Source organism: Desnuesiella massiliensis (assembly GCF_001403615.1).
GTDB lineage: Bacteria > Bacillota > Clostridia > Clostridiales > Clostridiaceae > Desnuesiella > Desnuesiella massiliensis.
In genome coordinates, this window is record NZ_LN879454.1 from 124,610 (window position 1) to 147,474 (window position 22,865).

At 32.3% G+C, this 22,865-nt stretch carries 23 protein-coding genes and 1 riboswitch; of the genes, 10 read left to right on the plus strand and 13 right to left on the minus strand.

Annotated features, from left to right (window positions below; translation table 11 throughout):
• Positions 1 to 75: 75 nt before the first annotated feature.
• Positions 76 to 507: a DUF2871 domain-containing protein gene (locus tag BN2665_RS04365; RefSeq protein ID WP_242865896.1), complete on the minus strand. Its 432-nt coding sequence runs from the start codon at positions 505 to 507 to the stop codon at positions 76 to 78.
• Between the two features lie 151 nt (positions 508 to 658).
• The gene (locus tag BN2665_RS04370; protein ID WP_055665903.1) at positions 659 to 1,069 is read right to left on the minus strand and encodes a hypothetical protein; all 411 of its coding nucleotides are present in this window, start codon (positions 1,067 to 1,069) and stop codon (positions 659 to 661) included.
• 139 nt (positions 1,070 to 1,208) lie between these two features.
• Between BN2665_RS04370 and BN2665_RS04375 the strand changes: the two genes are divergently transcribed.
• The 3 genes from BN2665_RS04375 (at position 1,209) to BN2665_RS04385 (ending at position 4,029) form a co-directional block, all read left to right on the plus strand.
• Complete coding sequence (locus tag BN2665_RS04375; RefSeq protein WP_055665904.1) at positions 1,209 to 1,502, plus strand: HNH endonuclease; 294 nt, start codon at positions 1,209 to 1,211, stop codon at positions 1,500 to 1,502.
• 104 nt (positions 1,503 to 1,606) lie between these two features.
• Positions 1,607 to 1,818, plus strand: a riboswitch (Lysine riboswitch).
• Positions 1,819 to 1,977: 159 nt separating this feature from the next.
• Positions 1,978 to 3,306, plus strand: a complete 1,329-nt coding sequence (locus tag BN2665_RS04380; protein ID WP_055665905.1) for an APC family permease — start codon at positions 1,978 to 1,980, stop codon at positions 3,304 to 3,306.
• Between the two features lie 180 nt (positions 3,307 to 3,486).
• A complete protein-coding gene (locus BN2665_RS04385) occupies positions 3,487 to 4,029 on the plus strand; it encodes a hypothetical protein (RefSeq protein WP_055665906.1) in 543 nt (180 codons plus the stop codon).
• A 52-nt stretch (positions 4,030 to 4,081) separates the two neighbouring features.
• Here BN2665_RS04385 and BN2665_RS04390 read toward each other — a convergent pair whose 3' ends face one another.
• Positions 4,082 to 4,681, minus strand: coding sequence for a nitroreductase family protein (locus BN2665_RS04390; protein WP_055665907.1), 600 nt, complete (start codon positions 4,679 to 4,681; stop codon positions 4,082 to 4,084).
• A gap of 36 nt (positions 4,682 to 4,717) precedes the next feature.
• Entirely contained in the window at positions 4,718 to 5,341 is a 624-nt protein-coding gene (locus tag BN2665_RS04395; RefSeq protein WP_055665908.1) for a nitroreductase family protein, read from the minus strand.
• A gap of 386 nt (positions 5,342 to 5,727) precedes the next feature.
• On the opposite strand from BN2665_RS04395, the gene BN2665_RS27710 reads away from it, so the two are divergent.
• Complete coding sequence (locus BN2665_RS27710) at positions 5,728 to 6,321, plus strand: helix-turn-helix domain-containing protein (protein ID WP_055665909.1); 594 nt, start codon at positions 5,728 to 5,730, stop codon at positions 6,319 to 6,321.
• A 116-nt stretch (positions 6,322 to 6,437) separates the two neighbouring features.
• A complete protein-coding gene (locus BN2665_RS04405; protein ID WP_055665910.1) occupies positions 6,438 to 6,788 on the plus strand; it encodes a hypothetical protein in 351 nt (116 codons plus the stop codon).
• 78 nt (positions 6,789 to 6,866) lie between these two features.
• Here BN2665_RS04405 and BN2665_RS04410 read toward each other — a convergent pair whose 3' ends face one another.
• From BN2665_RS04410 to BN2665_RS04430, 5 genes are all read right to left on the minus strand, one after another.
• Positions 6,867 to 8,105 carry a cation:proton antiporter gene (locus BN2665_RS04410; protein ID WP_055665911.1) on the minus strand — a complete coding sequence of 413 codons (1,239 nt, stop codon included), beginning with the start codon at positions 8,103 to 8,105 and terminating at the stop codon, positions 6,867 to 6,869.
• Between the two features lie 17 nt (positions 8,106 to 8,122).
• Positions 8,123 to 8,743, minus strand: a complete 621-nt coding sequence (locus tag BN2665_RS04415) for a TetR/AcrR family transcriptional regulator (protein WP_055665912.1) — start codon at positions 8,741 to 8,743, stop codon at positions 8,123 to 8,125.
• Between the two features lie 98 nt (positions 8,744 to 8,841).
• Positions 8,842 to 9,522, minus strand: a complete 681-nt coding sequence (locus tag BN2665_RS04420) for a PHP domain-containing protein (protein ID WP_055665913.1) — start codon at positions 9,520 to 9,522, stop codon at positions 8,842 to 8,844.
• Between the two features lie 441 nt (positions 9,523 to 9,963).
• A complete protein-coding gene (locus BN2665_RS04425) occupies positions 9,964 to 11,427 on the minus strand; it encodes a hypothetical protein (protein WP_055665914.1) in 1,464 nt (487 codons plus the stop codon).
• Between the two features lie 4 nt (positions 11,428 to 11,431).
• Complete coding sequence (locus BN2665_RS04430) at positions 11,432 to 12,346, minus strand: PstS family phosphate ABC transporter substrate-binding protein (protein WP_055665915.1); 915 nt, start codon at positions 12,344 to 12,346, stop codon at positions 11,432 to 11,434.
• An 821-nt stretch (positions 12,347 to 13,167) separates the two neighbouring features.
• On the opposite strand from BN2665_RS04430, the gene hflX reads away from it, so the two are divergent.
• Positions 13,168 to 14,979 (plus strand): GTPase HflX, encoded by a 1,812-nt coding sequence (gene hflX / locus BN2665_RS04435; RefSeq protein WP_055665916.1) that lies wholly within the window; start codon positions 13,168 to 13,170, stop codon positions 14,977 to 14,979.
• A 262-nt stretch (positions 14,980 to 15,241) separates the two neighbouring features.
• Here hflX and BN2665_RS04440 read toward each other — a convergent pair whose 3' ends face one another.
• Positions 15,242 to 15,721, minus strand: coding sequence for a hypothetical protein (locus BN2665_RS04440; protein WP_055665917.1), 480 nt, complete (start codon positions 15,719 to 15,721; stop codon positions 15,242 to 15,244).
• A gap of 400 nt (positions 15,722 to 16,121) precedes the next feature.
• Here BN2665_RS04440 and BN2665_RS27285 point away from each other — a divergent pair, with 400 nt between their 5' ends.
• From BN2665_RS27285 to BN2665_RS04450, 3 genes are read left to right on the plus strand one after another with little or no spacing between them, the layout of a single operon-like run.
• Positions 16,122 to 16,262, plus strand: coding sequence for a hypothetical protein (locus tag BN2665_RS27285; RefSeq protein ID WP_195892657.1), 141 nt, complete (start codon positions 16,122 to 16,124; stop codon positions 16,260 to 16,262).
• A complete protein-coding gene (locus BN2665_RS04445; protein ID WP_055665918.1) occupies positions 16,240 to 16,701 on the plus strand; it encodes a matrixin family metalloprotease in 462 nt (153 codons plus the stop codon). The genes BN2665_RS27285 and BN2665_RS04445 overlap by 23 nt, the downstream gene beginning before the upstream one ends.
• 31 nt (positions 16,702 to 16,732) lie before the next feature.
• Entirely contained in the window at positions 16,733 to 17,299 is a 567-nt protein-coding gene (locus BN2665_RS04450) for a hypothetical protein (RefSeq protein WP_055665919.1), read from the plus strand.
• A 333-nt stretch (positions 17,300 to 17,632) separates the two neighbouring features.
• Here the strand turns inward: BN2665_RS04450 and BN2665_RS04455 are convergent, their stop codons facing one another.
• On the minus strand, positions 17,633 to 19,687 hold the full coding sequence (locus BN2665_RS04455; RefSeq protein WP_055665920.1) for a HelD family protein: 2,055 nt from the start codon (positions 19,685 to 19,687) through the stop codon (positions 17,633 to 17,635).
• Positions 19,688 to 20,139: 452 nt separating this feature from the next.
• Between BN2665_RS04455 and BN2665_RS04460 the strand changes: the two genes are divergently transcribed.
• Positions 20,140 to 20,223 carry a putative holin-like toxin gene (locus tag BN2665_RS04460; RefSeq protein WP_242865908.1) on the plus strand — a complete coding sequence of 28 codons (84 nt, stop codon included), beginning with the start codon at positions 20,140 to 20,142 and terminating at the stop codon, positions 20,221 to 20,223.
• A gap of 295 nt (positions 20,224 to 20,518) precedes the next feature.
• Here BN2665_RS04460 and BN2665_RS04465 read toward each other — a convergent pair whose 3' ends face one another.
• Entirely contained in the window at positions 20,519 to 21,112 is a 594-nt protein-coding gene (locus BN2665_RS04465; protein ID WP_055665922.1) for a GNAT family N-acetyltransferase, read from the minus strand.
• 368 nt (positions 21,113 to 21,480) lie between these two features.
• Positions 21,481 to 22,638, minus strand: coding sequence for a C45 family autoproteolytic acyltransferase/hydrolase (locus BN2665_RS04470; protein WP_055665923.1), 1,158 nt, complete (start codon positions 22,636 to 22,638; stop codon positions 21,481 to 21,483).
• Positions 22,639 to 22,865 lie beyond the last annotated feature (227 nt).

The window sequence follows — 22,865 nt, forward strand, 5'->3', positions numbered from 1 at the left end:
GATATCTCATTATCAGAGAGAATCTTAGGAGGTAAGCAATAAGTATATATAATCAAATAATAGATAATTGCTGAATTAATTTGTCTTTGAAGCCTTTAAAGCTACAACTTTAAGGGATTTTTGTAGTAAAAGCATAAACCATACTAAGGCTATTCCAAGAATTGCATGTCCAGTTCCGGCTATATGGCTTAAGCCTTTAAAGTCTGCTCCATTAACTTGTAACATTCCTCTAGCTACAAAAGTGCCTATAGTTATTAATAATCCTAAATTATAAACTATATACCAAGCGCTAAAACCCTTATCTTCATTGAGTTTAAATAAATATGCTAATATAGTTACTATTAAGAAAAAGAAAAATCCTAGTACTAATATATGAGAATGTACTGAGCTTAGCACAGTAGTTCCAAGAAAGTTATTCATTTTTGTATATTCTCTATAAAATACGCCTGCCACAAGGCCTAAAATTAAATAGAAAAAAGAAGTATAATTAAGCTTTTTCATATTCATATCCATATCCTCCAACATTAAGTAATAATAAATTTAAAAACAACTAATTAATAATATAAATTATTTAATATTTATTATTAATTAAATTATAAACCAGGTTTGTTACATATGCAAGTGGAAAAATAAAAAAAGACTTGAAAAACAAGTCTTTTTAAGGAGAATATTTCAGCACAAAATACCTTGCTGTAAATGGTGTTATGCTTATATTAAACTCATACTCTGTTTTGTTTTTAACTCTAATCAATGTGCCTATTTGATCAAAAGAATCCCATTGATTTGCCTCAAGAGCATACTTATAGCTTTTCCATGAGGAACTAGGAATTAAGTACTCATTCTTATCTAATTCCGCTGCACCCTTAGGTAAAGGAATCTTATAGGATATATTATTGATTATTAATACATGCTCCTTCACTGGATTTATTCTACTCTGTAGCATTACACTTAGTGTATGCTTATCAATATTTTCGCTATGGATGATAATTGCAGAAATAATATTTCTAAAATAGAATAGCAGAGACAATATTAATAGAAGCGCAGCTATAAATATGCATTTCTTTTTCATATGAACCCCCCCTTACAGTAGGAGTATATTTAGTATAATTATAGCATTTTTTAAAATTAATTTTTAGGGTAAAATAAATTATAATATCATTTATGAAAATAAAAAACTATATTACAATTTTGCTTCTTAGGAGGAACCTATGGAAGAAGTTTGCGAATTATGTGGTAGATCAGGAGTGGTTACTACAGAGCACCATTTGATACCCAGGGAAGAGGGCGGTAAGAATGGGCCGGTAGCAATGCTTTGTATACCTTGCCATAAGCAGATTCATGCCTTGTATACTAACAGAGAGTTAGCGGTGAAATTATATACTATGGAGAGATTGAGAAATGACGAGAAAATAAATCGATACTTAGGGTGGATAAGAAAGCAGCCCTCAACTAGCAGTGTTAAAATAAAGAAATCACGGGAAAGAAGAGTCAAGGGGAAATAATGTAATTAATTTATAAAATTAGCTATTATGTAATCAAAAAACCATTGACTATTTTGCTTCTATATTGCATAATTTTAAAGCGTAGAAGATTTCTATAAGTAAATATTTAAGATAGAGGTGCGGTAAAGGGAAACAAAGGTGAAACTTAACTTGTTTCCACATATTAAGAGTACTAAGACGGAGAAAAGCACGATGATGTTTTAGGAAAGGAATTGCCGCCGAAGTCTATAGCTGATGCTTTAAAGCTATAGCGCTGGGATTGTATAAAACATATACAGTACTGTCACAAAAACATTTGTGGAGAGCTATCATTCTGGGATATATTTGTATGGGCTTTTAATTTAGCTAATTACAGTATTTTATTGCCTTGAGTGTTATGCTCAAGGCTTTTTAGTTATTTTTTGGAGATGCCTTATATTGTTTTAGAATATTTGCTTATGGGTAAAATATTAAATATCCATAAGGAGGAACTTTCATGAAGGATAATAACAACAAAGGTCAATTAAAAAAAGAATTAGGTTTGTTTATAGCTACTGCGCTAGTGGTAGGTAATATGATGGGCTCAGGAATTTTTATGCTTCCAGCTACTTTAGCTAATAAAGCTGGGACAGGTTCTATAATATTAGCTTGGCTTATAACGGGGTTAGGATCTATATTATTAGCACTATCCTTTGCAAAATTAGGATCAAAAATACCTAAAACCGGAGGACCCTACGAATATTCAAAGGTTGCTTTTGGAGATTTCATGGGCTTTATAAATGCTTGGTTATATTGGAATGGTTCTTGGATAGGCAATGCAGCAGTTGTAATTGCCGTAGCAAGTTATGCAGGAAAGCTTATACCAGGGATAGCTAATAGTCCAATAAATTCATTTTTATTCTGCAGTGCAGTGTTATGGATATTTACCTTGATTAATATTAGAGGGGTTAAATTAGCAGGCAAGATTCAAACGACAATTACGGTTTTCGAAGTTTTGTTATTTATATTCTTTATACTAGTAGCAGGCTTTCATTTTAATCTAGATAATGTATTACCATTATTTCCAGAGGGGAAAGGTATAGAAACATTACCAGCAGCCGCTACGGCAACCCTTTGGGGCTTTATAGGCTTAGAAACTGCAGCTATAACCGCAGGAGAAATAAAGAACCCTGAAAAGAATGTTAAAAAGAGCACTATTCTTGGAATAATAATTGTAGCACTTATGTATATGCTTATAAATCTAGCAGCTATGGGAGCAATGCCACAGAATGCTTTAGCTCAAAGCACTGCGCCTATTGCAGAGATTCTATCGCAATACTTTGGAAGCGGAGTATCAACCTTTATAACCTTAGGGGTAGTGCTTAGCATATTAGGAACTACTATTGGATGGTTGTTATCTACAGCTCGGGTGGCTTATGCTGCTGGGGAGGATGGAATATTTCCAGCTTTCTTCTCAAAGGTACATCCAAAATATCATACACCGCATATGGCTTTGATAATAGGTTCTGTTTTAGTCAACATACTTTTATTCATGAATTACACTAAAGGATTAAGTGCTGCATTTAATTTTATTGCCTTATTAGCTACTTTATCCTTCTTACCTATATATGCTTTTACAGCTGTAGCTGAGATCATACTAATGGCTAAGAAGGAAAAGGCCTTTCAGTGGAAGCATGTATTAATTAATTCTATAGTTCCATTAATAGCTTTTGCTTATGCCATGTGGACAATATATGGTTCTGGAGCAGAAGTGGTAATGTATGGCTTCTTGCTTATGATGGCTGGAGTTCCTGTATATGCCTTTATGAAATTAAAGAGAAAATAGGAAAAATAATGGTAACTTTTATAACCTTCACTCGTATATATAGGAGGATGTGAAAAACATAGGTGCTCTTTTTCGCGGGCCGCTCGTGGGGCTCTATGTACGGTGTAGCGAAACCTATAGAGTACCTTTTTTCACAGCCTCCTATAGGGAAACAAGAAATATTTTTAAAGGGTGAGGGTTATGAGCTATAAAAAAAGAGTTCCTATTATTATAATAATTTTATTACTTGTTATATCACCTATGATTATGGGGATTATCGTAGATCTTTATTCTGAGAAGCATGAAGAAAGATTTGAGATAAATTCACGTGTTGTTGGAATAGTATCTAAGTATCAGTTATCCATAGATGATTTATTATTGTCTGAGGACATTGTAAAGCGTATAGATATTGATAAGTCCTATAAAACTTCAAAGGGCTATGGTTTAAAACCCTTTTACTCTTTGCATAAAAAGTCTAGAATTTATGAATTTGTTAATAAGGTGCAACAAAGTACATTTTTAAAAGCTCAGGGAAATGAGATTTGGGAAGTTGCTGAGGATGCTACCATTATTCGTTTAAGGCTAAGCAAGAAGCTTTACGGAGATGGAAATATAACATTAACTTCTGGAAAACAAAAGGGGACCTGGCAGTTAACTTTAAAGAAGGTAGAGGGTCTAGGGGAAGATATAGTTTTTTATTGCAAGAATATGGAGCTAGAAGATTATATAGAGGAAATAATATAATAATGATATAAAAAAGCTATGAAATGTTTCATAGCTTTTATATTTTTTATACTTATTTAAATATTTTTACTCTTTCTTCTAAAGACATAAATTCTTTTTCTCCTGCTGGAGCTGTTGGTTTTCCAAAAGGCATCTGTGCAATTAGCTTCCAGTTGCTAGGAATATTCCATTGGTTTTTAACCTCGTCATCAATTAGTGGGTTGTAGTGCTGTAATGAAGCTCCAAGTCCTTCTGCTTCTATGGCTGACCAAATGGCGAATTGAAGCATTCCAGAGGATTGCTGGGACCAAACTGGGAAGTTATCCTTATAAAGAGCAAATTTCTCTTGAAGGCTTTTTATTACACTTTGGTCTTCAAAGTATAATATTGAGCCATATCCGCTGCGGAAGGAGTCTATTCTAGCCTCAGTTTGAGCGAAACTGTCTTCAGGAACGATTTTACGTAGGGTTTCTTTAGTTATATCCCATAGCTTATTGTGATTTTCACCTAATAATAGTACTACTCTAGCGCTTTGGGAATTGAAGGCAGAGGGAACATGCTTTACTGCATAGTTTACAATTTCCTCTATTCTTTCATCAGAAATTACTGATTCCTTACTAATTCCGTATATTGTTCTTCTGTTTTTTATAACTTCATAAAAATCTTTGTTCATAATTAATACCTCCTAAAATTTACTTTTAAATATAGTTTATTCTTCAAATTTTACAAATTCTCCTATAGGTTTTCTATAACCTCTTAGTCTTCTCTTACTAGTATCTTCTTTTCCCATAGTAATTAATACAACTGGTTCAAGGTTTTCTGGAATATTCAATAGTTCTTTAACCCTATCAGGATCGAAGCCTATCATGGGACAGGTATCCCAGCCTTTATCCTTTGCAATAAGCATGAACATCATGGCTGATAAAGCAGCATTTCTTATAGCTTCATCCCTTTGAAAGTCCTGTCCTCTACCTTCATAGAGATTGTTGACGTCTAGCAGCATTTGATCATAATCAAATTGGGAAATCATTTTTAAATTAAGCATTCCAGAGTAGATTTTATCTGCTGTTTTGTAAGCTTCTTTATCTCCAAGTACAAGGATTGCAGCAGAAGCTGTATGAACCTTGTACTGGTTGAAAGCCGCTTCTCTTAAAGCTTCTTTTTTAGCTTCATCAGTTATAACTATGTAATTAGCATGTTGTATATTAAAACAGGAAGGTGCTAATTTTAATAGTTCAAATATCTCAATAAAATCTTCCTTAGGAATTTTAACTCCCTTTATAAAATTATTTGCAGAACGTCTTTCTTTTATAAGTTGCTTAAAATCAGACATATTTATACCTCCATGCCTCGAGAAATTCCTTGCTATTTATAGGGGAACAAAGGTGAAACTTAGCTTGTTTCTCTATATAAAGTATTCTAAATTATAATATTTTATGTAGTAAGTTGAAATTTTATTACTTTTAATTATTAAATTACTTTATGTAAGTATAATATCATAACATACCTATATTTGTAAAGTGAATAATTTGTAAATTAAAAGCAACTAAGGATTTTATAAGGTAAAAATTTTATAGAGTTGAAAAACATGCTATAATGTTATATAAATAGATATTTACTAGAAATAGCTATTTATTACATTTCATTATCTTGATTTTTAAAGTTATCATAAAGCCTGTTAAGGAAGTGATTTATATTAGTATCTTAGAAAATAAGTACTTGAAATTTTTAATAATGATTATAATATTTTTAGCTCTATTTTTAGTAACTGGTTTTAGTATTATGGAGCTTATAGATATTCCCTCTATAGCATTTTTAATCATAGGCACACCGCTTATCACCATACTAGAATATAAAAAACATATGACTAAAGAAATGATATTAAATAAGTTAAAGAAAAATTTAATTATAGTAGGTATTATTGTATTTTTTATAGGGTTTTATCAAGCTATGACCACAACAAAATCTATGGAATATTTGCCTAGAAACATAGCTGCTAGTACTGTAACGCTATTTGATGCTATGATTTTTTATTGTATATTGGATTGGTATAAATCAAGTAAACTGAAAAAAGATAATTTAAATATTGTTGCAGAAGAGATAGCGGTTGAAGAGGGCGTTGATATATATAATCTTACAGAGCGAGAAAAGGCAGTATTGGATAAGTTATTAAAGGGTATGACTAATAAAGAGATTGCAGAAGAATTATTTATTACAGAAAATACTGTTAAAAAACATATATCTAGCATATACAATAAAGCTGGGGTGAAAAATAGGCATGAACTTTTGTGTAGTATTAAAAATAACACCTAATGGTACCCTTTTTTACACTAAAGTATGATGATTTTGGTACCAGTGGGTAATATATTCCTTAAGTATTTTGGTTTAAGCTTTAATTGTAAATCAAAATATTGAAGGGAGTGCTTTAAATGAAAAAAGTACTAGGTTTTGTAATTTTACTAATAGCTTTGGGAGGAAGTTTATTTCTAAGTGGAGGAATAAAGAATTTTATAGATATGCCTTCCTTAATCATGATTGCATTACTTACATCAGGCTTTACTCTCATTAACCTTAAAGAAGGCTATAGCCAAAAGGATATTTATATAAGACTAAAAAGATACAGCGTGTATAGCGGTTGGATTATTTTCTTTTTTGGAATTATAGCTTATTTTTCAACTATGAGTAATAATACCTTCGAGTTCAAAATTTTTGCTTCATGCATTGTAAGTATTTTTTATGGATATCTAGCTAGCTTTATATTTGATAGCTTAAGTGAATAGCAAAAAAGTGGACAGCCCATTAAGAAATATTCTATATTCTTAATGGGCTGCTTTTTAAATTCTTCAATAACTACTATATTAACTATTGCAAGCTATTTCATTGGCACCCAGTTCTCCTGCATACTTAAATCCCTGTTTTGCTATGATAACAGCAAAAATTTCATTTATAACCGCAGCTGCTGCTATGGTTCCTTGAATGATTTGAGCATATTCTGGGGCAGAGCCTATTAATGTATTTACAGCTATTCCTGTAAAAATTAATGATACTCCTGAATGAGGTAGAAGGGTTAATCCTAAATACTTTTTCACTGTATCAGGAGCTTTGCTTACAACAGCTCCAAAGTAAGATCCTCCAATTTTTCCTATGGCTCGAGCAATTATATAGATTGCTGTGAATGTTCCAGCTCCTAGTATTAAATGAAAGTCTAAGGGAGCTCCTAGATTTAATATAACTATAATCATAGTTATTCCTAAAATTGGATTAATAGCATCCATTACTTGGTCTAATCTCTCCTTAGAAATTATATTAGCAAATACTGCGGAGAAGGTTACCCCAACCAGCATAAGGTTCATAACAGGGGAAGGCAAAACATGATTATTTATATATATGCCAATTGCAGCTGTACCTAATATGCAGCATATAGTAATTAGGGCAGTGCTTTTTTTATCTGTTTCTTTTTTAAGAACCTTTCCTGCTATAAATCCAGTGACTGATCCTAGCACCACAGGTATTATAATCATTAATGGTATGAAGTACATAGGAATGCTTGTACTAGAAACTAGATTAGTAACTATACCAATTACAATAAAGAATACCACTAATCCTATGACATCATCTAAAACAGCTAAGGGGATTAAAGTCTTAGTTACAGGTCCCTTTGCCTTATATTCATTTATGATGGATAGGGATGGAGCCGGAGCTGTGGCTAAGGCTATTGCACCAAATACAAAGGCTAAATAAACTGGTATGTCCATAAATGCAAAGACTATACCAAAAGCAAGAGTTACTGCAATAAAGGCTCCAAAAGCTTCTGTAAAGCAGAGAATTAATAGCTGTTTACCGGAACTCCTTAAATCCTCCCATATGAGCTCAGTTCCTATGAGAAGACCTACTGCAACTTCTCCCACATTGATTACAATATGGAACCAAGAACTGTTTATCATATCATTGCTCATGAGTCCTAGAGCATAAGGCCCTATAATCATCCCAGTTATTAACCAACCTAAAATTGCAGGCAATTTAACTTTGGCTACAAGCTTACCTATATATGTTGCTATAAAAACAAATAATATTAACAAAATTAATTCCTTAAACATACTTATTCCTCCGTAGATTATTTGATAATTCCATATAAAATTATGTTTAACATATTACTAAAGGCTTTATCATGTTCAGCTATAAGATCAACATATCCATCTTTCTTTTCTGTATATATGGATTTAAACTTTAGCTGCAAATAGCTGCCTAAATCAAAAATCATAGATAGCGCATCATCCTTATTAATATTCTCCTTCAAGTGGTTATACTTAAGAAGCTTATTTAAGAATTTTTTATTCGTATCATCTAGTGTCTTTTTTAAGATTTTTATACTATTCTCTAAACCCTCTGGTGGATTAAGTACTGCTGATATAAAGATTTGATTATAATGACCATATTTTTTAAAAAACTCAAACCGCTTATTTAAATAATTATTTATATCCTCACTTATGGACTTATCCTCCCATTGAAAATTCTCCTCTAAATATTTACTTAATTCATTAAAGCACTTTTCAACACATATTAAAAATAACTCTTCTTTGTTCTTGTAATAATGAAATAGCAGGCCTTTTGATATGTTATTATTTTTACATATATTATTTAATGAGGCGGCGGCATATTCGTTAGTACCAAATTCTTTAATGCATGCATTAATAATTTTTTCTTTACTTAGTTCATTTTTCTCTTCTCTATTCATACTTATCACCTTTCAAACCACATAGTCTGTTTTTATTATATCAAAAACAAACCATGTGGTCAATGTTCTGCATGCATAATAATTCCTCTTAATTCAAACTACCCTAATATACTTAAAAAATCTTTTATTTCATCCTCTTCTAAATAAATCTTCCCCAAGGTTCCATGCTTTAAATCCAGTCTTTTATTAAAGTGAAAATCTGAGCCAGCTGTATATATTAATCCTTTTTCCTTAGCTAGTTTTATAAAATATTCAGTATCTTCGTCACTATTCATATAATATTTTGCTTCAATTCCGTCAAAATTTAAATTGATTATGTCTTTGAAGAGTTCTCTGTTAAGCAATGTAGGATGAGCTAAAACTACTTTTGCATTATAGCGGTGTAAAAAATCAATGCCCGATACAGTGTTTAACTTTCTTCCTTCAAATGTAAAACCTAATTTTTCCTCAAGGTAAGTTTTACAATCTCTAGACCTTCTTTTGTTTATATTATTAAGAGTCGTTTTAAATTTATGGCTTTTATAGCTGTTATCAGTAAAGTATCCTAATATATGGACTCTAACACCTTTAAATCTAGTGGATAGCTCTATGCCGGGAATGACTTTAATCCCATGAATCTTGCCAACCTTAACAGCTTCTTTATTGCCAGCTACAGTATTATGATCAGTTAAAGCGATTATATCTAAATTCCTCTCCTTAGCTAAAAGTACAATTTCTCTAGGTTTTAAATCTCCATCTGATGCTGTGGAGTGAATATGAAAATCTCCTTTTGTATACATTTTTTATACCTTAAAGATTATTTATACTTTATAATATTTTTTTAGAGGATTTTTGATATGAAAAATATCAGAATTATAAATTGTTTTAGGCATCGTAAAAAAATAACTAGTCAAAGATGGGTCGTATATTTTGCGTAAGACAAGGACACAGGTTCCATTAATAGTGGGGGGCTATTAATGGGTTCTAATATTAATTTGCATTAATATAGAGTTACTTTTGCGCGGAATGCAGGTGTCCTGCGGAAAGAGCGCAACTTTATAGTAACTCTTTTAATGCAAATTAGTAGTGGACGCAGTATTACGCAAAATAGACGAGTAGACTGACTAGTTATTTTTTTGGAGATGCCTTATATATAGAAATGCTGTGGAGAAAATAAAATAAACATTATCCTTTAATAAAAGTGATAATGTTTATTTAGCAGTTAAAATTTTAAATTTTTTCTATTTAAAAAACTCCTCGGGACTTTCTTTTATAACATCATCAAAGGGGATACTTACTTCAATTCTAAAATTAATCCCTTTGATTTTATTTTCTCCAAAGGAAATAATTAAATTAGGTTTGCTTCCATAGCCGTCCCTAAATAAGAACTTTCCTTCTTTTAATATAAAGTTATAATCCACTTTTGAAACATCTATGCCATCATTATTAGCTTGAAGCGAGGAACTAGGGGGACTTAGCTGGGAAACGGTTCTATCTACTACTATATCTATTCCTTCCTTATGATTTTTAAGATAATCAGTGATGAGCTCTTTACAATCTAACACCTCTTTATTTTTCAATTTAAATGAGTATATTGAATACAGAGAATCTATACTTTTACTTAGATCAGCAGTATATACATTCCTGGCTATTGTAATTATTCCATATTGATTAAAGGTAACCCATAGCTGTACTGTGGCTGATTGATCAGAGGCTTTATTTTTACCCTTAGGTAAATTTTCAACCTCCTTACTGTTAGCTGCTTCTTTAACGGCTTTTATTATAATATCATTAATCTTATTTTGAAAGCCTAAATCCTTATATCCAGCCAATTGGGGGTAGTAAGCCCAAACGCTTTTGGAAGCATTCTTTATAACTTCTCCCTTGCTGATGAAGAATATATTATTAGCTCTCACCATTTGATTTGAGAATTCTTGAGTTTCTCTTTCATTTCCAGAATATAAATCAAGTACCTGAACATAATCATCTATAAGGTAAAGTGGAATTTCTACAGAAGTTCTTTTTATAAACCCACTTTCCCCTTTATCGAAAATTATATATAAGATGGATCCAGAAATAGAGAAACTTTGATTTTCTCTTATGGTAGAGAAGGGTCTATCCAAACAGTCTTCCTCATTTAATCCGCTGGATATGATACGTTCTATTATGGTTTGATTTAATAAAGATATATAATCTGTCCCCTCTGTGAATATATCTTTTAAGTTCAGGCTTTTACCATCAGTAAGCCTATAAAGAAAGCCAGCAATAGGATTATAGTTGTCATATAAACATATGGAATATAAATTATTTGCATTTAATCTGTTAGCACAGTGAAGAGTTACGGGAATAGAGGAATCCTCCGGTACATATTTCGTAATTTCTTTATTAACATCTTCTTTTATGGTCTCGTTAATTTTGCTTTCAAGGCTTTTATCCTTTAGCCCATATATTTGAGGCAGGTGTAAGGAAAAAACACCTATATCTGTTGCAACTTTAGTTTCTATGTGGTTTTCATTAACACCATTAGTAAGAAGATAGGGCAACTTTTGAGTTTTCTTTACAAGTTTTGTAGGGGGGGAAGAACTATCATTAGTGCTAGAGCTTGGTATATCAGGGTTAGTTTTAACATTATCCTGAGGTTTATCACAAGCAATAAAAGAAGCCAGTATTAAAAGCACTATAAATAATTTAATAGCTCTTTTCATTGTGCTACCTCAACTTCATAGGAACATAGCCAGCAGCTTCAGCTACCTTTTGTCCTTCGCCGCTAAGCAGCCAGTTCAAAAGCTTTCTTGAGGATGAATCCTGAGGGGTGGATTTTTTTATAACTGCATAGTAAGCACTGGTAAAGGGATACTTGTCAGTGGAAATGGAGGCATTATTAGGTTCTATACCATCCACAGCGATTAGTTTGATATTATTTTTGTTATACATAGAATTAGCGTAGTAATAAACAGAATATCCTAGAGCTTTATCTGAATTGTCATAATTAGCCACTGTATCTATGAGACCAGCCATGTCAGGAACTACATTTTTAGGTGCATCCATCATTTTTAGTCCTTTCATAACCTTCTGCTCCATAAGGGTTTGGCTTCCAGAGTTAGGGGTTCGTTGATAGGCTATAATCTCAGTATCACTTCCACCTACCTCTTTCCAGTTATTTATTTTTCCTTGATAAATATCCTGTATTTGCTTTGTAGATAAGGACTTTATAGGATTCTTACTGTTTACTAAAAAAACAAAGGCTTCTTTTACTACAGGGATAACTTCAAGCTCTATATTTGCATCCTTAGCAAGTTTTAGCTCTTCCTCAGAGGGCTCAGTGACAAATATTATTTCGGCCTTGTCATCGATTAGATTTACATAAGCATTATGAGTGGTATTATGCTTAATGAATTTTGTTGCTTCATCCTTAGACATTGATAGTAATGATGAAGCTAAGGCTTCTGATAATGGAATAGTTGCTGTAGAGCCATCTATTTTAGGAAAGGTCTCCTTAGAGAATTTTGGGTTACCTACAGTAGGTTTTACTTGAGGGTTTTCGGGATTTTGCTTTTTATCCTCACTACACCCAGCCAATAGTAATAATGCGGCCAAGGCTAGAACCATAATATATTTTTTCAACAGAAACAACTCCTTTGATAAATTTTATAAACACATAGGGTAATAGATATATCTGGAGAAAAACAAAAAGATAGTATGCCTGCCTTTGTTTTCTATACGCAGCTACTATCTTTAGTTAAATGAGTGGATTATCTATGTAATTGCCTAAAACTATTTTACAAAATAGATATATCAACACCATATTTTTACTTATATTATATCAGACTGTTATAAAAATTCACATAGTTTTTTAAAACTCCTTTTAGAAAAAGTATTTACAACTGAGAAAATTTGGTTTACAATGAATACATAAATATGCTAAAGATTCTGAAAGGGGACTGTAAAATGTTAATTTACAAAGATAAGATTAGACAAAACTTCAACAATAAAATATACAGTCTGCTGTCAGTAAATTAAGTATATTAAGTTTAATATGCTATATTGTTTAATGAATAAAAATTGACCGCAGACTTCTTGCCTGCGGTTTTGTTATATTTTATGGAACTTAAGCTTAAAAGTTGATTTTTGGCTTTTATTTCTACATAAATTTGTATTTAATCACCGCAGGGAAAATCTGCGGTTTTTTTGATTTTATTCTTTATTGATATTTTAGCCGCAGTGCAATGTAGTACATTGTTTCTGCGGCTTTTATATATTTACCTAGCTTAAAAATAGCTAGAGAAATCACCTTAGGGGGAGTTAAAAATGAGACTACGATAAAAAGCTCTGACAACGCTAAAGTTAGAATTTTAAATAGGAGGCCATAAAAATGAGGTTAAGATTTTTATAGATGGAGATAGATTAAGAGAATTATATTTATATATTTGATTGGAGGATCTTTTATGATAACAGGAAATATTAATGGAGTAAAAAAAATAACACTAGAAAGACTAGAAAACTTGTATGAATTAACAATAGATAATGCTAGCATTTTTTCTTATGAACTAGTGAAAGAAATAAATGATATAAGTAGAACAATAAAAAAAGAACTATGTGTAGTTATTAATAGAAAAGGTAAAATCACTGGCATTTCAGTGGGTAAAGTCAATAGCGCTGAAATACCCTCTATGGATGTCACAGGAAAAGGACTAAACGGCTTTAGGGTAATTCATACCCATCCTACAGGGGACAGCACACTGTCTTCAATGGACATTTCTGCTTTAGTAGATTTAAAACTAGATGCTATTGCTGCCATTGGCATTAGAGAAAATATAGAAGAGGCTAAAATAAATATAGGTTTTTGCGATGTTTATAATAATAGCATAACCTTTAAAGAGCTTGAAGATTTAACCTTAGAAGCTTCATTAGAATTGAACTTTAGAGATAAGATAACTTATGTTGAAAAGATAATTAGTGAAGTCAACCAATGGGAAGATGACACAGAAAGAGCCATTTTAGTGAGCACCGACAGCGAGGAAAGTCTTGAGGAGCTTGTTAAGCTTGCAGAAGCTTGCAATGTTCTTCCTGTATATAAGGTGCTTCAAAAGAAAAACAAAGTACACTCCGCTTACTATACGGGGCAGGGGAAGGTTCAGGAAATAGCACATTTAAGGCAGCTAAAAAATGCCAATGTAGTAATATTTGATGATGAATTATCTGGTTCACAGGTTAGAAATTTAGAGGAGATAATTAACTGTAAAGTAATAGATAGAACTACCTTAATTCTAGATATCTTTGCAAGACGAGCTAAGAGCAAGGAGGGTATATTACAGGTTGAGCTTGCTATGCTTAGTCATAAGCTTCCTAGATTAAGAGATGCAAATGCAAATCTTGCCAGAATTAAAGGTGGAGTTGGAGTTAAAGGCGGCGTTGGATCAAGAGGACCTGGAGAGAAAAAGCTTGAAACGGATAGAAGACACATAGAACGCAGGATTGAAGAAATAAAAAATGAGCTATCTAAAGTAATAGAGCAAAGAGCTGTGCAAAAGGTGAGAAGAACTAAAAATAATATCAGTAAGGTAGCTATTGTGGGATATACTAATGCAGGTAAATCAACTTTAAGAAACAAGCTTTGTGAAATCTCTGCAGCAAATAATATAGATAAAGAAGGAGTTCTAGAAGCGGATATGCTTTTCGCAACGCTAGACACCACTGTTAGAGCTGTGACTTTAAGTGATAACAGAAAAATTTCTTTATCCGATACTGTTGGATTTATCAGCAAGCTTCCTCATGAGCTGGTTGAAGCCTTTAAATCAACCTTAGAAGAGGTGCTTGAAGCAGATTTGCTTCTACATGTGGTGGATGGTGCCAATGAAGAGGCCATAAAGCAAATAGAAGCAGTAAATCTAGTTCTCCATGAGCTTAATGCTAGAGATAAAAACATCATAGTGGTTTTGAATAAGGTGGATAAGGCTTCTGACGAAAATTTAAAGGAATTAAGAGCTTTCTTAAAAGGTGAAAAGACAATAGAAGTCAGTGCTGTAAAGGAGATAAATTTGCATGGATTACTCAATGCCATAGGCAGAGAAATTCCAACCAAATTAATAGAAAAAGAATTTATAATCCCTTATACTGAGCAAAAGCTAATTTCCATACTTCATGAAAATTCCAAGGTCATCAATGAGGATTATACTGAAGAAGGAACTCACATTAAAGTCCTAGTGCATGAAGAAATCTATAAGAGATGTATGGATTTTGAAGTAATAGCATTATAGGAGGCTGTGAAAAAAGGTATTTAGCTGAGATTATTAAGAAGTGTAAATAGGTTTGTGTAGAATAAATCTATTTACACTCTTTTTCTACGAAATAAAGGATAAATTTTAAGTTAGGATTTGTTAGGCTAAATGGTTGATTTGCTACATAAAATTAGGTTGTCCATTAAAATGAACTACATTGTTTTATTGAAATAGTTGATTTAAATTTAGGTTGGCTCATAAGTAGAAATTCATATGTCATTTTATATTATGTTATATTATATTAAACATCAGGAAGCCGATTACTCCACTTGATTATATATTTTCCCTCAGCATTAAGAGGTTTTAGAATTAGTTTATACGAACCTTTTGATTTGTTTTCTACAAATAGTAATCCTTTGAAATCTATCTCATCTTTATCTATTTCTACTTTACCCCAATTTGTGATAGAGTCAGTTATTTTAGGATAGGTTAATTCTCGATAGATTTTACCGTTTTCATATACAACGTAACCTTTATGAGTAATTTCACCATTGGGTTGGACTATTTCCCAATCAACTTTCCCTTCAGTTAAATCGAAATCAATCAACGCAAAAAAACCATGGTCTGATTTATTATTATACTCAGTTTCTATTATGTCTTTGCTAGATTTCTCAAATTTACCCTCACCTACAGTATATTTTATTTTAGAGTTAGAACAAGCTGTTAGTGTGGCAATTAAAATTGCTATTAGAGCAAAGGTGATATTGATCTTATTTTTCATAGTAATTCCCCCCAGTATTAATAGTTATTTGCAAGGTTATATTTAAGTATAGCATTTATTGCATATATATGCAACTTTATGCATTTTATACAAATGTATTGATATATTGATTATATATTGTATAAATGGAATAAATTATAAAAAAGAATGTTGATTTTTTACATATTATGTATTAGGATGTAAGTGGTTGTAAATAATTAGGTACCCTAATGTAATGAATTGTTACTTTTTGCATTTAGCGTTACTGTAATCGTTTTTCTAAAATAAAGCATAACTTAGAGTGGTAAGGGGGCTCTCAACGGCTATAATTGATTAAAACGATAAGTAATGTTATTTGCTAAATAATGTTTCTTTCATTGAAACAATAACAACCATTTTTTAATAAGTAGGAGGGAAATATATGACACAAAAATCTACAATTTTAAAAAAATTTATAATCATGCTATGCCTTTCAATTGTAGGAGCTATTAGTATATCGTGGGTAAAGGCTTATGCATATGAAATATTTGGTGGTAGGTTTGCAACGAGATATATATTATAAGCCAAGTTCAGATTTACCATCATATTATACATCTGCTGTCGATGCTGGTGCAATGACTTGGCATAATTATACTAACGTATATTTATCGAAAAATACATCTAGTGCTTTGATAACAGCGTATGCTTATGATTATGGCAATATGGATTGGGCTGGAAAAGCCTTTGTTAATCCAGGCTTTGATTCAGGTACTTATACTTCAGGTAATATCCATTTAAATAGGTACGCTTGTGATTCAATGGATCAAGCCAAGCGTCAAATTGTAGCTATGCATGAATTTGGACATGTTCTTGGGCTAGCTCATAACTCCAATAATAAATCTATCATGTATGGAACATCAGTTGGTGGTGAAGCTATATCAGCATATCTAAATAATCCGGAATTAATAACAAAACCTCATCAAGACGATATTGATGGTATTACCTTTTTATATTCTTATTAACAATAATGAATACTAAGTAAGGAGAACAAGTATGAAAAAATTAATCTTAAATTTAACTTTAACTTTTACTGTTATTCTATCAAGTATAGCTTTATCAAACCTCATCAAATTTCCTACCAGAATTCATTTGGAAGGAAATTACATGAATCTTAAAGCAAATATGAAGGAGATCATTAATGATTCTGGATTAATAGTTATTGGAAAGCCTATAAAAATTAATACCTTTGAGTATGGTAATATAATTTTTACAGATTATGAAATCCAAACACAGGAAGTTCTAAAAAATTCAAATAATCATAATACAGAGAAAATAGTTGTAAGATTGACTGGAGGAAAGCTCAATGGGGTAGAGCAGGTTTCAGAAAATATTAAACAACTAGATTTAAATAATACTTATTTATTTGCTCTTCATCGAACATTTCCTGAAAAGGTAGGAGATTGCGTATATACTCCTATGGGGGCATATCAAGGAATATTAAATGTCAATAGTAAAGATAGCGAAAGCTACTATACGGTAAACGGTTTCAACAAAGATAATGAAATCGAGAAGGAAGTATTAAATAAGAAATTAAATAAAAATCTACATAATAATCAGTAGATAAGCAATTAAAATATTACTAAATTTTTATAGTTACTAAATATCTATAAAAGTATAGAAAATTTTTGAATAGCATAAACAAGACTATCCTAGGTAATAATTATTTATTGTTTAGCCAAGGATAGTTTTTGTTTTACAATTGAGGAGTTTTTTTAGCAAAGGGTTGATGTAAGAATGAATACTTGTGTTATGATAATTATAGATTGCTTTAAAACTATGTTTTTAAACGTATAGGCTATTTAAGCAAAATGAAGGTAGCTCAGAACCTCAATAATCTTAGTAAATACTAATTAATAAAAAATATCTGTTTTATAAACAGCTGATTGTATTTTATCATAGGAAGTGCGTCAATTCTCCACAATAAGTCAGATCCAATCGATGCATAGCTCGGGTACAGGCAACATACAACATGCTTCTATCCAAATCAGTATAATAGGTGCTAGAACAAACGTAAGGTACTATTACTTGGTCAAACTCTAGCCCCTTGGCCATATGGGCCGTTGTAATAATTATTCCCTCCTTAATCTCAGTGCTGTCAAAATCCAGCAAAAAAACATCGTTGTATTTATCTTTGACCTGCTTATAAATCTCAGCTGCATGCTCCTGTGTTTTGCATAGGATCCCTAGGGAATTGTAACATGATTTTAAATAATCATTAATCAAATGCTTAATCTCTTCTGATTGATTCTCTAAAGTTGCGCAATTCCTTATTGTAGGTTCCTCACCATGTCGCTGGATTGGAACCAGCTTGCTGTTGCTTTTGATTTTTTGTGCAAAATTTGTGATTTCAATCGTTGAACGGTAGCTGTTGCGTAATTCCATGCAGTCAGCATCCCCAAAAACACTTTTTAGAATCTCAAGGGAGGATGCGCTATGTGGATTAACCGATTGAAAGCTGTCACCTAAAATCGTCATTTTACAGTTAAATAACTTCTTTATAACCTCATATTGTATAGGCGTATAGTCTTGCATTTCATCCACCAGCAAATGCCTTACATGCTTAAAGCCTGTTTCCAATCCTTCAAAAAACATCTTTGTATATATATAAGGGAATACATCAGCATACTCAAGTTTATCATTCTGTATCAGCTGGAATAACTCTGGCTTTTCAATATGATCATAGAAATTCTTATATAACGAAAGTGCATCCTTGAATTTGAACATTTTTAAGACAGCAGTCTTAACCTTTTTTGCAATGGTGGATTTCATTCTTTTACCATTATTTGTTTTTTTATTTTCTATAATATCTTTTGCTATTTTCTCCAGCCGTTTTTTAACAGGTATCCTTTTTAGGACTATAAAGCTTAGCATCAAATATTCTTTTGATATGTTGATATTTTCAATGCAAATATCCCTGGGAGAAAAGTATCCAGTGTTTGCTTTCTCTAGATAGGAATTAAGATCTCTTACAAAATCCAAAGTAGCTTTGTATCTGATACGCTCAATGGCTCTACTATCCTCTAGGCGCATCAAGTCCGCCACTTGCTGATTGAAGGATTGAAAATCCAACCTTCCTGCAAATTCGTCCGTTGCAAATTCCTCCATGGACATTTCCATGATTTCTTCTTCGCCCAGCTCTGGCAGGACGTTTGAAATATAATCAGAGAAGACTTTATTTGGTGAAATGATCAAGATATCTTTCGAAGTCAGCTTCTCTTTGAAACGGTATAACAAAAACGCAACCCTATGCAGCGCGATGGACGTCTTTCCTGAGCCAGCCACCCCCTGAATGATTAAGATCTCTGATCTTTCATTTCGGATAATACTGTTTTGTTCTCTTTGTATTGTAGCTACAATGTTCTTCATCTTCTCATCAGAGGTGCGGCTAAGCTCCTTTTGTAAAACATCATCTCCTATATTCAGTGCACTTTCCAGCATATACTCCATATGACTATTTTTAATCTTGTATTGTCTTTTCAAGCAAATATCGCCGCAAATCCTTCCCATGGGTGCAGTGTAATATGCTTTGCCTATTTCAAAATCATAAAACATACTGGAAACCGGTGCACGCCAGTCATATATCAGCACCTTATCCCCACTTTCCTCTCCGAAGGAATGTACTCCAATATAAAAAGGTACTTCTTGTATTTTATCATTCTCACGAAAATCAATTCTCCCAAAATATGGAGAATCCATCAGTTTAGCTATTTTTTGTTTTTGCACAATGGCTTTTTCTCCGAAGTCAATGGTTTCATGGACAGCAATACGGTTCACCGCTTTTTCAGCTTGATCCATCTGCGCAAGGTTTTCCCAAATATATTTCTTCGTTTCTTGAATCGCATTGGCATAGTCTGATATCTTTTGGTCAATAGCTTGGTATGCTAATTTCAGTTTTTTCAATATCTCATGGAGATACTGTCTTTCATCTTTCTCTGTCCTATTCAACATTGACTTACTACCCCTCCTTTGTTAAATCAAAGGTAATTATAATGCTTTCTAAAGAAAAGTGCTAGACTTTTTCTTTGCTTTATTATATTCCTGTGTGCTTCATTTCTCTCAAAAATATATCAGCGCGCACAAAGAAATATTGATTGAGATTGATGTAGTCTGCTTTTCTTGAAGGTTTGAGTACTAGTCTATCAGTTTATCAGCTTATTTCACTTCATAACTAAACAACCCGGAGTATTGATACATATTACTTCCGGGCTATTTTGGCATTCACTTATGATACGGTTCTCCGTAACTACTTCAAATGAGGGTTTTCCATTTTATTCTTGTGTATATATTCTACATAAATATGGTATAATTCTAAAGTACAATTTAATAGTTAATCGTGGGCTACTGGTATCACTTACCTCTTCTATGAAGGGAGGTGATACTTAATGAGTAATGACGTTTTAATGTTACTATTTACTGGTGGTTTATTTTTTTTAGCACTACTAACATTTATAGTGTTACTTATAGATAAAATATCAAAAAAATAGTAGCCCCGACTCGCAATTGGATGCTACTATTTTTATTCCTATAAAATATAGTGATACCAGTTGCCTAAGCAACTAGAATTGTATATCAGTAGAGTGTTGACGCACTCTACTTTTTTATTATCTGTATTTCTTATTTATATTATATCAAATTTTCATAAAAAATAAACCTATATAATTTTTTCTATTTAAAGATTTTAATCTCAATAATATAAATTGGAATTTGACTGCTTCGTGTTATACTTACTATGTATTGGAGCCCTAAAATGAACTGCTAAAAACCATATGAAACACTGATTTATTTTAGTTGCTTCCTCATAACAAGTTTCTGTTCAGTTTCATAATATACGGCAAATCCACTTCTTTCATACAATGTGATAGGCCCCATAAAGTCCTTGGCTTCATCAATAAATTCTTTATTCGGATAAGCCTCCACAAAATCAAAACCGTCTTGAACCGCATCTTGGCAAACACGTTCTAAAAACCGCTTAGCAATACCCTTTCTTTTCATTTCTGGTGCAATAGCATAGCAGAATATAGATTTCACCTTTATGCCTTGGACGGATTCCTCAGTTGGTACAGAACCCATAAACCGTCGCCAGCAGTAGCATTTCAGGCAATCCGATTTTGTATTGGCATTGCACCACCCAACAACCTTGTTATCACAATAAGCAAGATAGCCTTGTATGTTATCACCTTTGACACATTGGATGGCATAGTCCCTTCTTTTCTCTACGGATGATGTAAGGTCTTTCCCTTCATAATCATCATTGCACCACCAAACACAATAGCATTTGTGTTCATCTTTATTAGTAGCATGTGACGTCGTATCAAAAAAGTGCACATAATCATCCACAAGATTCGGCGTCAATTTACGTATCTCAATATTCATCTTCCTACCTCCATTACTGTCATCTTCTCGTCCAAAGACGAAGAAAACATAAATAATCCACAGTTCAAACTTGCCCGACAAATTACTATTTATATATTAGCAGAATAAAAAAACTAATGCATAACTATAGGAGGATGTGAAAAACGTAGGTCTTATTTTTCACGGGCCGCTCGTGGGTCTCCACGCGCGGTGTAGGGAAACCTATAGAACACCTTTTTTCACATCCTCCTATATAGTAGCTATTTGCGAGTTTATATACTAATTATACAACATTTTTTAAAATATTTGCCATAAAATTTACATACGATAGTGTCAGTATCTATATATACACATATCAACATTATTGTCTAAAACAGCCTAAGTTTATATTAAACAATCTCAAAATCTAAACAAATATTAGAACCACTAGGGAGTTTCTTCCACAATGGTTTTTTGTTATCATTAGGTAATATTACCCAATATTTAGTTTCATTTAATGAGTTTTTCAAATTAAATGTATGCCATTCATTTATCTTAGGAGATCCAAAACACACTTCCATATTAACACCTATAGGATCATATATCACTGACCAGAGGGTTCCAAAGCCACTTGAGTAATTATGACAACATATTCCCAGGGGTATAAAATCTGATTGGATGTCTTTTAGCGTATTTTTATCGACGCACGGAATAGCGTCATTAATACGTAACTCCATTGCTATATATCTAGCTACAGAATCCCAATACCTGGCTTTGCCATAGCTTAACATTTGTTTGCTGCTGAAATGGTTGGCAGCGCATAGATATTGTTTAGAATGAGAGGTATTAATTCTTACAACTGATTTTTTTGAACCAGCTACCTCAATTAAAGCTGAATTTGCATTTTTATCTACAATAATAAAATTACTATAGGTGGATGTAGGTACATTCTTGATTAGATCTATGGCTTCATTAACATTAGTACAGAGATCTAATACTGCTCTAATTATGAACCAAAACTCAAAACCAATACTATTTGATGTTATTCCAGGTGCAGCGTTAGGCATGCTAATACACAATCCGTGTTCATTGATACCATCATTACGTCCTAATCCTAATTCCGAGAAACCGATGTGACTAGCCTTTCCTTTTACCTTTGTTGTAATAAGGCATAAGTCTGATTCCTGAGGCCTATATTCATAATTTCTTGCAAGATAAATACCACCGCCATTAGTTATTTTAGGGAGCACCACCATCTGACTGCAGCAACCTTTACTTCTATATGAACTAATATAGTAAAGCAATTGCTCTACCTCTACCCCTAATCCTTCTGCGAGACCTTTAATCTCATCATTAATTCCTGGACAATACTTTTGAAAGAGATCTATGCACTTTTGAATATGTGCTTTTTCTGTTTTCTCTAGAGTTGAGGGTTTAAGAGTAAATTCTCTAATAGGATCGGTTTCTGCTTTAATATATTTACCTAGCTTCTTACCTACATCATATGATGTGCCTTCAAGTACAAGATGCCTATAGAGTGCTGATTGTATATTTTTATCAGCCTTCATTGCGTTCACTATCCTTCCTATAATGAATTTATTTTTTAACTAACATGTTTTTATAGGTAATAGTGTAGCTTCTTTTTTTATATATTCCAAAGTCCTTAGGGTATACTTAGAAGCCCTTTAGATCGATAAATTATTGTATTTCCATACAACCTTACTAGTTTGTGGAATATCTTTGCAGTTTCATGTTTTCAATGTATAATATAATCAATAAAAAGCTAAATTTCTAG

Bases quoted from the DNA above. Each gene is read 5' to 3' on its own strand.
- BN2665_RS04405 (WP_055665910.1), top strand. From the start codon at position 6,438: ATGAAAAAAGTACTAGGTTTTGTAATTTTACTAATAGCTTTGGGAGGA.
- BN2665_RS04370 (WP_055665903.1), bottom strand. From the start codon at position 1,069: ATGAAAAAGAAATGCATATTTATAGCTGCGCTTCTATTAATATTGTCT.
- BN2665_RS04465 (WP_055665922.1), bottom strand. From the start codon at position 21,112: ATGAATATTGAGATACGTAAATTGACGCCGAATCTTGTGGATGATTAT.
- hflX (WP_055665916.1), top strand. From the start codon at position 13,168: ATGATAACAGGAAATATTAATGGAGTAAAAAAAATAACACTAGAAAGA.
- BN2665_RS04385 (WP_055665906.1), top strand. From the start codon at position 3,487: ATGAGCTATAAAAAAAGAGTTCCTATTATTATAATAATTTTATTACTT.
- BN2665_RS04450 (WP_055665919.1), top strand. From the start codon at position 16,733: ATGAAAAAATTAATCTTAAATTTAACTTTAACTTTTACTGTTATTCTA.
- BN2665_RS04470 (WP_055665923.1), bottom strand. From the start codon at position 22,638: ATGAAGGCTGATAAAAATATACAATCAGCACTCTATAGGCATCTTGTA.
- BN2665_RS04375 (WP_055665904.1), top strand. From the start codon at position 1,209: ATGGAAGAAGTTTGCGAATTATGTGGTAGATCAGGAGTGGTTACTACA.
- BN2665_RS04365 (WP_242865896.1), bottom strand. From the start codon at position 507: ATGAATATGAAAAAGCTTAATTATACTTCTTTTTTCTATTTAATTTTA.
- BN2665_RS04440 (WP_055665917.1), bottom strand. From the start codon at position 15,721: ATGAAAAATAAGATCAATATCACCTTTGCTCTAATAGCAATTTTAATT.
- BN2665_RS04380 (WP_055665905.1), top strand. From the start codon at position 1,978: ATGAAGGATAATAACAACAAAGGTCAATTAAAAAAAGAATTAGGTTTG.
- BN2665_RS04415 (WP_055665912.1), bottom strand. From the start codon at position 8,743: ATGAATAGAGAAGAGAAAAATGAACTAAGTAAAGAAAAAATTATTAAT.
- BN2665_RS04390 (WP_055665907.1), bottom strand. From the start codon at position 4,681: ATGAACAAAGATTTTTATGAAGTTATAAAAAACAGAAGAACAATATAC.
- BN2665_RS04395 (WP_055665908.1), bottom strand. From the start codon at position 5,341: ATGTCTGATTTTAAGCAACTTATAAAAGAAAGACGTTCTGCAAATAAT.
- BN2665_RS04455 (WP_055665920.1), bottom strand. From the start codon at position 19,687: ATGTTGAATAGGACAGAGAAAGATGAAAGACAGTATCTCCATGAGATA.
- BN2665_RS04425 (WP_055665914.1), bottom strand. From the start codon at position 11,427: ATGAAAAGAGCTATTAAATTATTTATAGTGCTTTTAATACTGGCTTCT.
- BN2665_RS27285 (WP_195892657.1), top strand. From the start codon at position 16,122: ATGACACAAAAATCTACAATTTTAAAAAAATTTATAATCATGCTATGC.
- BN2665_RS04410 (WP_055665911.1), bottom strand. From the start codon at position 8,105: ATGTTTAAGGAATTAATTTTGTTAATATTATTTGTTTTTATAGCAACA.
- BN2665_RS04460 (WP_242865908.1), top strand. From the start codon at position 20,140: ATGTTACTATTTACTGGTGGTTTATTTTTTTTAGCACTACTAACATTT.
- BN2665_RS04420 (WP_055665913.1), bottom strand. From the start codon at position 9,522: ATGTATACAAAAGGAGATTTTCATATTCACTCCACAGCATCAGATGGA.